11 protein-coding genes are annotated in these 14242 nt (G+C 59.9%); 1 reads left to right on the forward strand and 10 read right to left on the reverse strand.

Translation table 11 applies throughout. The annotated features are described in order from the left end of the window. Positions 1-118: 118 nt before the first annotated feature. Positions 119-2512: an adenosylcobalamin-dependent ribonucleoside-diphosphate reductase gene (locus tag JAO85_RS02155; RefSeq protein ID WP_202787339.1), complete on the reverse strand. Its 2394-nt coding sequence runs from the start codon at positions 2510-2512 to the stop codon at positions 119-121. 253 nt (positions 2513-2765) lie between these two features. Beyond that, the gene (locus JAO85_RS02160) at positions 2766-4445 is read right to left on the reverse strand and encodes a 2-isopropylmalate synthase (RefSeq protein WP_202787511.1); all 1680 of its coding nucleotides are present in this window, start codon (positions 4443-4445) and stop codon (positions 2766-2768) included. A gap of 270 nt (positions 4446-4715) precedes the next feature. Here JAO85_RS02160 and JAO85_RS02165 point away from each other — a divergent pair, with 270 nt between their 5' ends. Then, a complete protein-coding gene (locus tag JAO85_RS02165) occupies positions 4716-5531 on the forward strand; it encodes a helix-turn-helix domain-containing protein (protein WP_012838174.1) in 816 nt (271 codons plus the stop codon). 102 nt (positions 5532-5633) lie between these two features. On the opposite strand, the gene argA is transcribed toward JAO85_RS02165, so the two are convergent. The 8 genes from argA to JAO85_RS02205 all read right to left on the reverse strand — a co-directional run bounded on the left by argA (position 5634) and on the right by JAO85_RS02205 (position 14209). Next, positions 5634-6980, reverse strand: coding sequence for an amino-acid N-acetyltransferase (gene argA / locus JAO85_RS02170; protein ID WP_034393853.1), 1347 nt, complete (start codon positions 6978-6980; stop codon positions 5634-5636). A gap of 474 nt (positions 6981-7454) precedes the next feature. Then, positions 7455-8366, reverse strand: a complete 912-nt coding sequence (locus tag JAO85_RS02175) for a type II secretion system F family protein (protein WP_202787340.1) — start codon at positions 8364-8366, stop codon at positions 7455-7457. A gap of 27 nt (positions 8367-8393) precedes the next feature. Continuing rightward, complete coding sequence (locus JAO85_RS02180) at positions 8394-9383, reverse strand: type II secretion system F family protein (RefSeq protein ID WP_034379601.1); 990 nt, start codon at positions 9381-9383, stop codon at positions 8394-8396. 22 nt (positions 9384-9405) lie between these two features. After that, positions 9406-10821 (reverse strand): CpaF family protein, encoded by a 1416-nt coding sequence (locus JAO85_RS02185; RefSeq protein WP_202787341.1) that lies wholly within the window; start codon positions 10819-10821, stop codon positions 9406-9408. A gap of 27 nt (positions 10822-10848) precedes the next feature. Next, on the reverse strand, positions 10849-12009 hold the full coding sequence (locus JAO85_RS02190; protein WP_202787342.1) for an AAA family ATPase: 1161 nt from the start codon (positions 12007-12009) through the stop codon (positions 10849-10851). A gap of 15 nt (positions 12010-12024) precedes the next feature. Next, positions 12025-12501 carry a TadE/TadG family type IV pilus assembly protein gene (locus JAO85_RS02195; RefSeq protein ID WP_202787343.1) on the reverse strand — a complete coding sequence of 159 codons (477 nt, stop codon included), beginning with the start codon at positions 12499-12501 and terminating at the stop codon, positions 12025-12027. Continuing rightward, complete coding sequence (locus JAO85_RS02200; protein WP_202787344.1) at positions 12498-12953, reverse strand: TadE/TadG family type IV pilus assembly protein; 456 nt, start codon at positions 12951-12953, stop codon at positions 12498-12500. Before JAO85_RS02200 ends, JAO85_RS02195 begins: the two co-directional genes overlap by 4 nt. A gap of 5 nt (positions 12954-12958) precedes the next feature. Beyond that, positions 12959-14209, reverse strand: a complete 1251-nt coding sequence (locus JAO85_RS02205; protein ID WP_237734666.1) for a TadE/TadG family type IV pilus assembly protein — start codon at positions 14207-14209, stop codon at positions 12959-12961. Between the last annotated feature and the right edge of the window lie 33 nt (positions 14210-14242).

Here is a 14242-nt window from a genome sequence, read left to right on the forward strand (position 1 = left end):
TGGGTCCGAAGTCGCGTCTGACCGCTGCTTTGGGTAGCCACCCGAATGGACGCTGCTGCTGCGGACTCAGTCATCCATCGCACTGCTCAGCTTGATCGCGACTCACGCTATCCATTTTTCAACCGCATGACCCCACAAAGCCGCAGGCGGTACAGAACTGACAGCCATCTTTTTTGATCATGGCATGTGCTCCGCAGTCGGGACACTTTTGACCGCTGACTGAGGCATTGTTTTCGGGCGGAGATGCCGGCGTGGCCGCCGTGCTGGGCGCTGGCTGGGGCAGGCCGCGGTTGGCGATGATGCTTTGAATTGCATAGGCCAGCAGCGCCACTTCGCTGTCATGCCAGAGCGGGATGCGGCTGCCGTCGTCACGCGTTCTGCTGCCGTAGCGCACCGGGCCGCGATCCCAGGCCACTTTGCGCAGATCGGCCAGGGCCTTGTCGAGAAAGCCGCCACGCGCGGCCAGGCTCAGGCTGCGCATGGTGGCCGTGATCCATTGCTGGCTTTCCCCGGTCTGGCCCACGGGCATGAAGAATTCGATAGGACGCTCCACACCGTCGACCACCATGAAGCTGACGACCAGATAAAGACGCCGTATGCCGTCATGCGTGAAATACTCAATCTTGTCCACTACGGCATTGAGCGGACCCTCGGGACGGCGCTCGATCACGGCCGTCATGCCGCTGCTGCTAACCGAGTTGATAGCAGCCTGCGATTTATCGGTAGGCGCTTGAGAGGGAGTGGGGGCTGAATCGGTAGACAGAACCGCGCCCAGCGTGTCGTTGGGACGGTAGGTAGCACAGCCTTTGAGGCCGACCTCCCAGCACTCCATATAGAGGTGCTTGAAGTCCTCGAAGGGATAGTCGGCCGGGATATTGACGGTCTTGGAAATCGAGGTGTCGATAAAGGGCTGGACGCAGCGCATCATGGCCACATGCTCGCTGGCGCTCAGCTCCAGGGCGCTGACAAAGCACTCGGGCAGCGGGGCATCGTCGCCGTGCAAGGCCTTGTAGAGGCGGTAGGCGTGATCTTGCACAGTGTAGAACTGCTCTCCACCGTCGGCCGTGCGCTTTTTGCGCGTATAGGTCCACGAGAAGGCCGGCTCGATGCCGTTGGACGCATTGTCGGCAAAGGCCAGTGATACTGTGCCCGTGGGGGCGATGGACAGCAGATGGCTGTTGCGCAGCCCATGTTTTTTGATGGTAGCGCGCAGCTCCTTGGGCAAGCGTTTGGCAAAGCCGCTTTTCAGATACTGCTTGGCGTTGAACAGAGGGAAGGCACCTTTTTCCCGTGCCAGCTCCACCGACGCGGCATAAGCCGCATCGCGCATGGCACGGGCTATTGATGCGGCCTGCTGCAGGCCAGCATCGCTGGCGTAATGCAGGCCCAGCAGAATCAGGGCGTCTCCCAGCCCCGTGAAGCCCACGCCGATGCGGCGCTTTTGCTGCGCCTCGCGCTGCTGCTCGGGCAGGGGCCAGACGGTGGCGTCCAGCACATTGTCCAGCATGCGCACCTGAACCGCGACAGCGGCGCGAAAGGCCTCCATGTCGAAGAAAGCCTGAGGTGTGAACGCATCACGCACAAAGCGCGTGAGTATGACGGGACCCAGATCGCAGCAGCCATAGGGAGGCAGGGGCTGCTCGCCGCAGGGGTTGGTGGCGGAAATCTGCTCTGCATACCAGAGGTTGTTGTCGGCGTTGATGTTGTCGAGAAAGAGAATTCCGGGCTCGGCGAAGTCATAGGCCGAGCGCATGATGGCATCCCATAGTGCACGCGCAGGCTGGCTTTTATAGACCCAGAGGCCATCGTCGCGGCGATGGGCGCCGGCCTGTATCTGTGCCTCGCTGGGACTGGCGACATGGATCAGCTCCCATTCGGCATCGTCTCTGACCGCCTGCATGAACGCGCTGCTCACGCCCACAGACACATTGAAATTGTTCCAGCGGCCTTTTTGTCGCTTGGCGGTGATGAATTCCAGCACATCGGGGTGGTCAATGCGCAGCACACCCATCTGGGCGCCGCGGCGCGCACCGGCCGACTCCACCGTGGTGCAGGATGCATCGAAGACATCGATGAAGGAGCAGGGGCCCGACGCAAAGGAGTTGGTGCCGCGCACCAACGCACCGCGCGGTCGCAAGTTGGAGAAGTCATAACCCACGCCGCCACCGCGGCGCATGGTCTCGGCTGCCTGAGAAAGCGCTGTGTAGATGCCGGGGTTGCCCTGGCTGTCGAAACCATTGGTGGCGTCGGCGACGGGCTGCACAAAGCAGTTGATCAACGTGGCCTTGGTGTCCAGCCCCGCCGCTGCCATGATGCGACCGGCACCGATGGCACCGCGCTGCAGATTGGCCAGAAATTGCTGCTCCCAATGCGCCTGAAGCTCAGGCTTTTCAACAGCGGCCAGGGCTCGTGCCACGCGGGCAAACAGCTCTTGCTCGGATTGCTCGCCGTCGGCCAGATATTTCTCGGCCAGCACATCCTGGCTGATGGCCTGAGGAGGGAGTGTGTTCATGGCATGCCTCATGCTAATCGGATGCTGACTTTGTAGCCCAGACTGTTTGGTGGTGCTGTGATGCAGCGCAACATCGGCGATGCACCAAGTGGCCAGAAGCCTCCATCGCCAGAACGGGCCTGCCTCAAAATTGTGACAGACCCGTCGAGAATAGACGGAAAAGACCGGGACGGCGTATGAGTCAGGGCACCGCGCAGGCCGAGCTTCAAACGGTATCGGCCGACAAGAGGGAGACGCAACGATCTATCGAAGGCTACGCGCGGGTCTGAATCATGTCCCCCTCAAAGCGCGCAGCGGCATTCACGACCGCCATCACTGATGCGGTGACGATGTTCGCGTGCATGCCTACGCCAAACCGTGAACCGGGCACGCCAGGCCATGCGGCTTCGATGACGGCAACGGCGCAGGCGTCGGCGCCGTTGCCCAGGCTGCGCTCTTCGTAGCTGTCGATGCGCAGCGGCAACTCCAGTGCAGCGACGGTGGCTGCAATAGGGCCGTTGCCGATGCCGCTGCGCAGCCTGGGTTGCCCGTTGGCATCGTGCCAGTGCAGTTCGATACCCTGGCCTTGCGGGCTGTCGAACAGGCGGTGGCTTTCATAACGCAGTGACCGGGACCCGGCTTGGGCATGCAGGTAGGTGGCTTCAAACAGCTCCCAGATCTGTGCGCTGCTGAGCTCTGTTTCGCTGCTGTCGGCCCAGGCCTGGACGATGGCGCTGAACTCGATCTGCATGCGCCGCGGCATGGTGATGCCCCTGTCCTTCTGCAGCAGGAAAGCAATACCGCCCTTGCCGGACTGGCTGTTGACGCGCACGATGCTGTCATAGGTACGTCCCAGGTCCTGTGGGTCTATGGGCAAATAGGGTACGCGCCACAGGGCGTTGGGTTGTTGCGCCGCAAAGCCCTTGGCAATCGCATCCTGGTGTGAGCCGGAAAATGCCGTGAACACCAGGTCGCCCACATAGGGGTGGCGCGGATGGATGGGCAGGGCCGTCGAGGCTTCGGCAATGCGTGCCACGGCAGCGATGTCGGAAAAATCCAGGCCCGGAGCAATGCCCTGGGTGTAGAGGTTCAGGGCCAGCGTCACCAGATCCAGATTGCCGCTGCGCTCGCCGTTGCCGAACAGGCAGCCCTCCACACGCTGGGCGCCGGCCAGCAGGGCCTGCTCGGCACAGGCCACGCCAGTGCCTCTGTCGTTATGGGGGTGTACCGAAAGCGTGATGTGCTCGCGCCGTGCCAGACGCCGGTCCATCCATTCGATCTGGTCGGCAAACACATTGGCGGTGGAAACCTCCACCGTGGTCGGCAGGTTGATGATCATGGGGCGCTTAGGACCGGCATCCCAGGCGGCAATGGCGGCATTGCACACGGCCAGGGAAACGTCCAGCTCGGCCATGCAAAAGGTTTCCGGGGAGTACTGCAGCACCCATTCGGTTTCGGTGTGCTGCTCGGTGAGTTGCCTGAGGTGGCGTACATGGTGCTCCACCATGGCAATGATCTGCGGCACTTCCATGCCAAAGACGATTTCGCGGAAGGCCCGTGCCACGGCGTTGTACAGATGCACGATCACGCGGCGTGCGCCGGCCACGCTGCGCACCGTGGTGGCAATCAGGTCCTCACGCAGCTGGGTGATGACCATGGGCGTGACATCGTGGGGAATCAGCTGTGCATCAATGAGGTGGCGCACGATGTCGAAGTCGGTCTGGGAAGCGGAGGGGAAGCCGATTTCAATTTCCTTGAAACCGATGGCGACCAGCTCCTCGAACAGCCGCAGCTTGCGCTTGCGGTTCATGGGTTCGAACAGCGCCTGGTTGCCGTCGCGCAAATCAGTCGAAAGCCACACGGGCGCTTGCGTCAATGTACGGGCAGGCCATTGGCGGGTGGGCAAGTCCACAACGGGAAATGCGCGGTATTTGGTAGAGGGATCAGCCAGCATAGAGACCTTGGAATGGGTTGCAACAATCACCTGGTCTCCCTGCCCGCAAGGGACTGGCTAAGGCCGGGGTCTGGGAAGACCAGGATGGGACCATGCGCGAACGCGTGCATGCGGACCCCGACCAGATGTCAGAGTCAGTAGGCGTAGCGAAAGCGGGTGGCGGTGTTTCACGGCAAGGTGCTTGATGGAGGCAATGCGGCTACTTTATGTCGCCAGAGGTATAGACTTCTATCGATAGATATTCATTTGTTGTAGAAATTTGGACATTCCATGGGTTTTGCTTCCCCCGAACATGGTGCGCATGCGCTGGATCTGCAGCATGCCCAGGCCTCTTCGCTGCCTGTCACGGGCGTGGAGCAGCGCTATCCGCCCGGCCATGTGGTGCCGCAGCACAGCCATGCGCGCGGCCATCTCATCTATGCGTCTGAAGGTGTGTTGCTGGTCGAGTCCCCCAGCGGCCAATGGCTGGTTCCGCCGACCACGGCAGTGTGGCTACGCCCGGGCATGCTGCACCAGATCACGGCGACCACGGCGGTGCGGGCCTATGGCCTGTTCGTCGACGAGGCCTGGTCCGCACAGCTGCCGGCCCGGGACGGCGTGCTGCATGTCGCGCCGCTGGTGCGCGAGCTAATGACAGCCCTGGTGGCATTGCCCCACGAGGGGCCGCATAGGCCGCGCGATGCCTTGCTGGGCAGTTTGCTGCTGGAGGAACTCAGCGCCCTGGCCCCGCTGCCGTATTACCTGCCCTGGCCCCAGGATGCGCTGATGCGACGTATCTGCGAGAGCATGCTGAGTGCACCGGCGCAGCGCACCACGGTGGAAGCCCTGGCGCGGCAGCACGCGCTCACGCCAAAGACGCTGCATCGCCGCTTTCTGAAAAGCACCGGGATGAACTGGGGCAGGTGGTATCAGCAGATGCGCCTGATGGCCTCCATCCCTCAGTTGCTGCAGGGCATGGCCATCACGACCGTGGCGCTGGAAAGCGGCTATGAAAGCCATAGCGCATACTCGGCTGCGTTTCGCCGCCAGTTCGGCCGCCCGCCATCGGAGTTTGTTGCGTCGGCAGGCCGGGCTACGCGGCCTTAGCCGTTCTTGCAGCGCCTGCCGCATCAAGATCTTTTGCTCCGAAAATAGCTTCCAACGCTTGTTTATCAAGCGCCGGAAGCTATTTTTAATAATGAAGGCGCATTAGAGCTTCTTCACCAGCACCTGGCTCTTGCGGCCCCAGTTGTACTTGGCCTTGCGGGCCTCCGGCAGCCATTCGGGCTCGACAGGCTGAAAGCCGCGCTTGATGAACCAGTGCATGGTGCGCGTGGTCAGCACAAACATGGTTTCGCAACCCAGGGCGCGGGCGCGTTGTTCGATGCGCTTGAGCAGCTTCTCGCCATCGCCCGTACCCTGGCTCTTGGGAGAGACGGTGACGGCGGCCATCTCGGCGGTCTTGGCTTCCAGATAGGGGTGCAGGGCGGCACAGCCGAAGATCACGCCATCGTGTTCGATGACGGTGTAACTGGCGATATCGCGTTCGATCTCGGTGCGGTCGCGCTTGACCAGCGTGCCGTCGCGCTCGAAGGGCTCGATCAGCTGAATGATGCCGCCCACGTCGTCGATCGTGGCCTCGCGCAGTTCTTCGAGCTTTTCGTCGATGACCATGGTGCCTATGCCGTCGTGCACATAGATCTCGAGCAGCAGCGCTCCGTCGGTCGAGAAGGGCAGGATGTGGCTCCGCTCCACGCCATGCTCGCAGGCGCGCACGCAGTGCTGCAGATAAAAGCCCACATCGGTAGGCTGCTGCGCAGGCGGGAGCTGGGCCAGCAGGCGGCGCGCGGCGTCCAGCGGCAGCTCGGTATCGATGGGGTTGTTCTCGTCGGCCGGGCCGTTGGGGTCCATGCGCACGCCAGGCACTTCGGTGAGGAACAGCAGCTTGTCGGCCTTGAGCTCGATCGCCACGCGGGTGGCCACTTCTTCCATGCTGAGGTTGAAGGCCTCGCCCGTGGGCGAGAAGCCGAAGGGCGAGACCAGCACCATGGCTTCGGAGTCCAGGGCGCTGCGAATGCCTTCCACGTCGACCTTGCGCACCAGGCCGGAATGCATGAAGTCCACGCCGTCGACAATGCCCACGGGACGGGCCGTGAGGAAGTTGCCCGAAATCACGCGTACGCGCGCGCCGGCCATGGGCGTGTTGGGCAGTCCCTGGCTGAAGGCGGCTTCGATCTCGTAACGCAGCTGGCCGGCTGCTTCCTGGGCACAGTCCAGCGCAATGGAGTCGGTGACTCGCATGCCGTTGTAATAACGCGGCTCCTGGCCCTTGAGGCGCAATTGCTCGTTGACCTGGGGGCGGAAGCCGTGCACCAGCACGATCTTGACGCCCATGGCCTGGATCATTGCCAGATCCTGGACGATGGAGCTGAGCTTGCCCGCATCAATGGCTTCACCAGTCAGGCCCACCACAAAGGTCTGGTGTCGGAACTTGTGGATATAAGGGGCCACAGACCTGAACCAGGGAACAAAGGTGAAATTGAAGACGGTGGACATGGCGGTGCGCGAGAACCTCGAAAAGCGGGAAAAAAGGCCTGCGTCGGGTATTACGCAGGCCTGAGGCGCAAAGTGTAGCGGTTACTCGCTTGCCTTCGCTGGTTGCAGCAGGGTTTTGTGCGCGCTGATCGCACAGTTTGTGGTTTTTGTGGCGCGGTGTTTTCAAAAAATGACGACTTGTATTTGAGCAGAGCTCCTGGTGGTAGTCAGCGTCGAAACCATGCGAGGCAAAGATAGACACTCGGTCAATCGTCCGGTTGCCGTTTGCGCAGATCTATCCCTACGTTTCATTTGGCGGCGCATTCTTCGACCACGTCGAGAGGGGGCTCCGGCTCAAGTTGTCAATCCAAGCGTCATGGAGTGAGCACATGGCCTCTGCAGGTCATTGCCGTCCCTGTGGATTAGATCAAAGTGGTTGGGATTGCTTTCAGGATATCTAGCCCGAGAGGCGAATCCGGACCACTGTTGGAGCCCTCACATGTTGCCGCCCATCATGGGCAGGATCATGCGCACGATTCGAATGATGGCCGGACCCAGAACCACCATGATGATGGCCGGGAAGATGCAGGTCACCAGCGGCAGCAGCATCTTGGTGGGGATCTTGGCAGCGAGCTCTTCGGCGCGCATCTGCCGTTTGTGGCGTAGATCATCCGAGAAAACCCGGAGCGATTCGCCTATGCTGGTACCAAATCGGTCTGCCTGTGTCAGCATGGCCGTAAAAGTGTGAATTTCATCTACACCGGTGCGGGCGGCCAGATTTCGCAAGGATTTTTCGCGAGTGCTGCCGGCACGCATTTCCAGGTTGGTCCAGTGGAGCTCCTCCGCCAGGGCTTCACTTTTGATGCGAATTTCATCGGTTACCTTGCCCAGCGCGGCATCCAGGCCCATGCCTGCTTCTACGCAGACCAGCATCAAATCGGCGGCATCGGGAAAGTTTTCAAAGATCTCGCGCTTGCGGCGCGCGGCCATCCAGCGCAGAACCAGATTCGGCAGGTAGCACGCCACAAGAGCGGTCACCAAGGGGAAGAACAATAGCAGGGTGCTGTCTGCCTTGCTGGCTGTCAGCATGAGCGAGTACACCCCCAGCCCCAAAGCAAGAGGCAGCAGCGTTTTGACTCCAAAGTACAGCAGTGGTGCACTCTCGTGGCGGATGCCGGCATTCAGAAAGCGCAGGCGTAATGGCGTTGCATCAATGTCTTTGGTGGGTGACGACAGGTGTGCAAATGGGCCAACCAGTTTGACGACTGTTTCCGTCCACCCCTTGTCCTGAGAAGTGGGCGTCAGTGCCTGTAAACGCCGTTCGGCGACTGTTGGTGTTGCCCAGAAGAACAAGGCTCCTGCAGCCAGCATGACGGCGGTGAAAGTGAGCAGGGCGACGATCAACATTTTGGACTCCTTGCGTTTCAGATGGGCTCATACCCTGATACGGGCAATGCGGCGCAGCAGCAGCAGACCTATGACCATCAGTGCAGCCAACCATTTCAGAATGGTGATGCCAATAGGGTCTGTCCAGAGCGGATGCATGAATTCCGGGTTCAATAGATTGAGCAGAGCGACCAGTCCAAATGGCATCAAACCCAGAATCCAGGCCGACATTCGTCCGTCAGCGGAGAGTACGCGGACCTTGGCGTGGAGTTTGAGTCGCTCGCGGATCAGGCGACTCAGGTTGCTGAGCATCTCGGTGAGGTTGCCGCCAGATTCGCGCTGTATGAGTACGGCGACAATGAAGTAGCGCAGATCTGTGATCGGTACCCTCTCACCCAGATTGGTCAAGGCCTGCTGCAGCGATGTGCCATAGTTGATCTCGTCATGCACCAGGCGGAACTCGTCGGCGATAGGTTCGGTTAGTTCCTCTCCTGCCATTTGCAGGCTTGCGGAAAATGCATGACCAGCGCGCAATGCGCGCGCTATAAGGTCCAGCGCTTCTGGGAGTTGGCGCTCCATACGTTTCAGGCGCTGCAGTCTTTTGCGTTGCAGAAACAGCCATGGAAGGGAACCCAGCACCAAGCCTGAAAGCACGCCCAACTCCACAGGCTGGCGAAGCATGATGGTTGTCAACATACCTAGCGCAAACAGTATTGCACTGCCGAGCAGCAAGCCAGAAACCGTCCAGTCCAGGCCTGATTGAACAATGAAGCGGTCAAGTTGGTGTGCGCGCGGCATGGTTTGCAGCACACGCTGCATTCTGGGCATATCGCTAAGTACGCGCTCCTTGACCAGCTTGGTCGGATTGCTGTTGTCATCGGCTGCTGATAAGGCTCTGAGCCGGCGCTCAAGCCGCTTTGCCTCAGGACTCTTGTACTGCTTCCAGATCGTGTGCAGTGCTTCCAGTAGCAGAAGCACTGCTACAAACACCAGACCGATGATTACCAAGATCGAGTGGGAAGAGAAAAAGGACAGCATGGCGGCACCTTTTTTGCGGAGTTCATTGATAGTGACGTTCTGGAGCGAAGATGCTGTCGGGCAACGCAATGCCGAAGCCTTTGAGCCGATCGGCGAACTTGGGTCTGACACCCGTGGCATGGAAATACCCTTGGACTTCACCATTGGCGCCGACCCCGGTCTGCGTGAAGGCAAAGATCTCCTGCATGGTCACCACATCACCCTCCATGCCCGTGATCTCCTGGATGCTGGTGATCTTGCGTTTGCCATCCGTGAGCCGGAGTGCCTGCACGATCACCGTAATGGCCGATGCAATCTGTTGTCGTGCGGCCTGGTGCGGCAGATTGAGGCCTGCCATGCCGACCATATTCTCGAGTCGAGCCAAAGAGTCGCGTGGCGTATTGGCATGGATGGTCGTCAATGAGCCTTCGTGGCCGGTGTTCATGGCCTGCAGCATGTCTACCGCTTCGGCGCCCCGGACTTCGCCAATGATGATGCGGTCAGGGCGCATGCGCAGTGCGTTACGCACAAGGGATCGCTGTGTGATTTCGCCACGGCCCTCTATATTGGGCGGGCGCGTTTCCATGCGCACCACATGAGGCTGCTGCAATTGCAACTCGGCCGCGTCCTCAATGGTGACCACGCGCTCCACAGTGGGAATATAGCTAGAGAGGATGTTGAGCAGCGTTGTCTTGCCCGCCCCGGTGCCGCCAGAGATGATCATGTTCACCTTGGCCTTGGCCAGAGCCTCAAGGACCAGGGCCATGCCGGGTGTCAGGCTTTTGAGATCGTTGATCAGATTTTCCATGCGCAAAGGGATGTGTGCAAAGCGCCGGATCGACATCATGGGGCCATCAAGAGCCACGGGAGGGATGACTGCATTCACGCGTGAGCCATCTGGCAGGCGGGCATCCACCATGGGGCTGGATTCATCGATGCGCCGGCCTATGCGTGAAACGATTTTGTCAATGATGCGCAGCAAATGCTTTTCATCGGTAAAGACAACAGGCGTCAACTCCAACCGGCCTTGGCGTTCCACATAGATTTGGTCGTAGCGATTGACGAGGATGTCCGATACCGAAGGGTCGGCCATCAACAGCTCGAGTGGACCGAACCCCAGCATCTCGTGCTGGATATCTCGGATCAGCATTTTTCTTTCGAGATCGTTGATGGCTGCGGAGTCCTCCGCCAGTAGTCGCTCGGTCATGGCCGCAATTTCTTGCTGCAATGTCTGCACGGATACCGCATCCAGGGCAGCAAGATCAAACCGCTCCAGCAGCTTGGCATGAATGCGGCTTCTGAGTGCCAGATAGGCAGCAGAATGACCATAGATGGGGGTGGATGGCGGAGGAGGCTCTGCTGTGGGCATGGCCGACATATCTGCGGACTCAGACACGACCTTCAGCAGAGGCTTGGGCGTGCGTGTCGATGGCGCGGTCAAGAAATCTCGTAGTGACATGACAGTCTCCTTCTGCAATACGGATGCCTACGCCCGGCGAAAGAGCCGGTTCAGAAAATTACCGTTTTCTTCATGAGTTCGAGGTGACAGTGCATCGGCCCAGGCCGTCAGCTCGCGCACCACGCTGCTGCTGCGTGCGGATTCGGCCAGCGGTGCTCCCGCATTGACGGCTGCTTGTACTTCCTGGGCAGAGTCGGGAATGCTGCGCCATTGCTGTTCCAGGCCCAGGGTCTTGCGCACTTCAGACAGACCGATTTCGCTGCGCCTGTCCACCCTGTTCAGCACCGGATGCAGGCGGCTTTCCGGGTAGCCCAGGTCGTGGAACATGCGCAGCAGCTTTTGCGCATTGCGCACGGCGGGTACGTTGGGCAGCAGCACAGGAACAATGCACTGCGCCTTGTCGAGCACGCGCAGAGCCAAGGGGTCCAGCACACGCCCCATGTCCAGCAGCACGAAGTCGTAGTGCGTGGTAGCCAGTTGCACGATGGCCTCAATATGCCCGGGCTCCACTTCCATGGCATGCATGGCATCTTCGGGGGCCGCCAGCACATGCAGACGCGGTGTGATCTTTACCGTGCTGGCTGTGAGAAAAGAGGCGTCAAGGCGGTGAAGGTCACGTGCCACATCCGCCAATGTCGAGCTTGGCTTGCCTTCATGCAGATAGGGCAGCGCATCGCCAAACTGCAGATTCAAGTCGATAAGCAGCACGGAGTGCTTTTGCGCCAGCGCCCAGCCCAGATTGGTGGCCAGGAAAGTGGCGCCGGCACCGCCCTTGCAGGGCAGAAAGGCCATGACTTGCCCTTGTGCACGGATGGGGGAGCTGTCCTGCAATTTGCTGGCAAGGCGCTGAACGGCATTGGCCAGCGCTTGCGGTGGCGGCGGCGATGGCAGAACCTCGCGCACGCCCGCCCGCATGGATTGCAGCAGAAACTCTGGTGTCTGCTGGGCGCACAGCAGGACCACGGCCATGCGTGGGTGATGGGTGGTCACCTGCTCCACTGGGGCCAGGTCTGCGGGGTCGCAGCACATACCATCGACGATCATCAGATCCGGCTGCTCCTGCTCGGCAATCGTGGGCATGCGGGTCTTGCCTCCCTCGAAGGTCTGCACCTGATGCGATTGCTCTTGCAGCACATGGGCCATCTCGCGCAGATGGGCGGTGTTGGGGGAGATGATGGTGATTTTCATAGTGGCGCTCCCTGGTCAGGATGCGCAGGCCGTACTGCTGTTGGGGTCCTGGCGCATGATTTCACGTGGTAGATAGGTGGCGAATTCCGGCATGGGAATTTGCTGTATCGCTTGCCCTATGACGGGAGCAATCCATTGGAACTTCAGAGGGGCTTGGGGGTCGATGCGCACCCTTACTCCACCGCAGCTGGTTGAGTCGCACGTGGTACTTTTGTTGCCTGCTGGGTCATACCAATCGATGGTGACATTGGAGGAGGTGAGCTGCGGAAGCCAAGGCGTCATCTGACCCAGTACGAGATTTTTGGAGTTTGCGTATTGCGGGTCGGCGCACACCACCGCATAGCGTGCACCCGCGCGCGTGGCCTCGGTGGCTGCGGCCCAGGTGTAGAGCATGCGGCTGAAGTCAACCACGCCCAGCAGGAACATCAGAAAGATCAGCAGCCCCAGTGCAAATTCAATGAGCGTGGCGCCGCGCTGTGCATGGTGTGTCATGTTGGCATCCTCATCGTGGCAGCGATATTGCCGAAGTTGATTCCGCCGTTTTTATCGGACAGCTGGAGGCCGAATACGTTGGAGACCATGGACTTGAAACGATAGCCGCTCACAGTAACGGTCACGGTGGTGCTGATCTGAGGATAGGTTCCGTTGGTCTGCCATGTGCAGTTGATGGTCGCACTAACCAAGCCAGGTGCCAGTGGTGTGCTGGCTTGAGATGTGAGGCCGTACCGCACCAAATTCGTGGCCTCCGGTGGACAGCTTGTGGGTGCCGGAGGCAGCTGTACTGTCAGATAGCGCACGGCGTCGCGCACTGACTTGGTCACCGTGTTGTACTCATACATGGCACGGCCGAATTCGATGACCATCATGCTTAGCATGATCATGAGGGGGATGCTAAGCGCCAGCTCAATTAGCGCGATCCCTTGCTGCAGGCGATGTTTGCGCATGGTGTTCACCTCACTAGAACGGGAATTAGCGGGCCGACAGTTCCGCCCACCAGACCATTGCCTTTGCAGGGGCTGCTGGCGTCGGTGGCCAGACCCAGGTATTCGAAAGTCGACGTCATAGTGGATGGCTGAAGAGGCGTCAGCATCAGCATGCAGGCAAACTTGTTATTGAAATAATTGCCAGATCCGGTGGTAATGGGCAAAGTCACGATGCGGCGGTCCGCGCCATTGGCCTGAAGGGCAGGCGTTTGAGACACGGTTTTGTAACCCCCACTACTTAAACCGCAGGCTGCGGGGTTAGCGCCACATGCCGTGAAGTTCAGGCGCTTGGCCAGGAAGTCCTGGGAGGCGTTGCCAATGTTTCCATCGGCGTCGCGTCCCGTCCAATTGTTGTCTGCCGCACTGTTGTAGTAGTAACGATAGCTAGAGTAGTCGGGGTGACCTGTGGTACTGGGGTTGTAATTGTTTTTGTAAATACCAAAACGGTAGTTCCAAACCTCGGCGATCGTATTGGCTTGCGTACCAGGTGTGAAGATCGCCTTAGGGGTGGGAGAAACGCAATAGCCGTTAAGCATGTCGGCCTCGGTCGTGGAGGCGTTCGTGCTGCCATTCAGATTACCCCAGGTCATATTTCCTGATTTTGATTGGCCAGGGTCGAAGGGAATCCATTTACCGACGGTGGGCAGGCTAGCACTATCCCAGCGCAGAGTTACTGGAATAATGCAGGCAGTTTGCGAAGGTGCGCGCGTGGCAACGGCTCGGGCCGCGACGGAGAGATTATTGGCATAGGCGCTGTTACCGCTGAAGGCCGCCAGCGCCTGCAGTAGCCAGGGCTTTAACCCTGTCAGTGCATACTGGCATTCGGCGTATTTGGCTGAGGCTGCGGGAAAGCTAGAGCTATAGCTGCCGATAAGCGTATCGCTGAAACGGATAGTGATCAGGTTCGCCGACCCGCTTTGAAACTGTACTCCATTACGGCCGCCCACCGTGCCGCCGGCGCTAGTGGCACGGGTCACGGCGCTGGGTTGCAGATCCAGCTCGCGCGCTGCAGCCAGTGCACAGCTGTCGGCCGCGGTTTGCAGTTCGGTTCTGACCACAAATAGCCGACCAAAATCCAGCGCGAGGCCCATGAAGCCCAGCAGGAACAGCATAAACAGCGCAAAGGTAATCAGAAAGGCACCATGCTGCCGCCGCAGCGCGGCGGCAGCACCTCGCATAGGCCGGGTCATGAGCCAAGAGTGCGGATGGTTTTTCATGATGCATAGGAGAGGATGATGGTTGTGTATTTC

Origin of the sequence: Comamonas sp. NyZ500 (assembly GCF_016772095.1) — a bacterium.
GTDB lineage: Bacteria > Pseudomonadota > Gammaproteobacteria > Burkholderiales > Burkholderiaceae_C > Comamonas > Comamonas thiooxydans.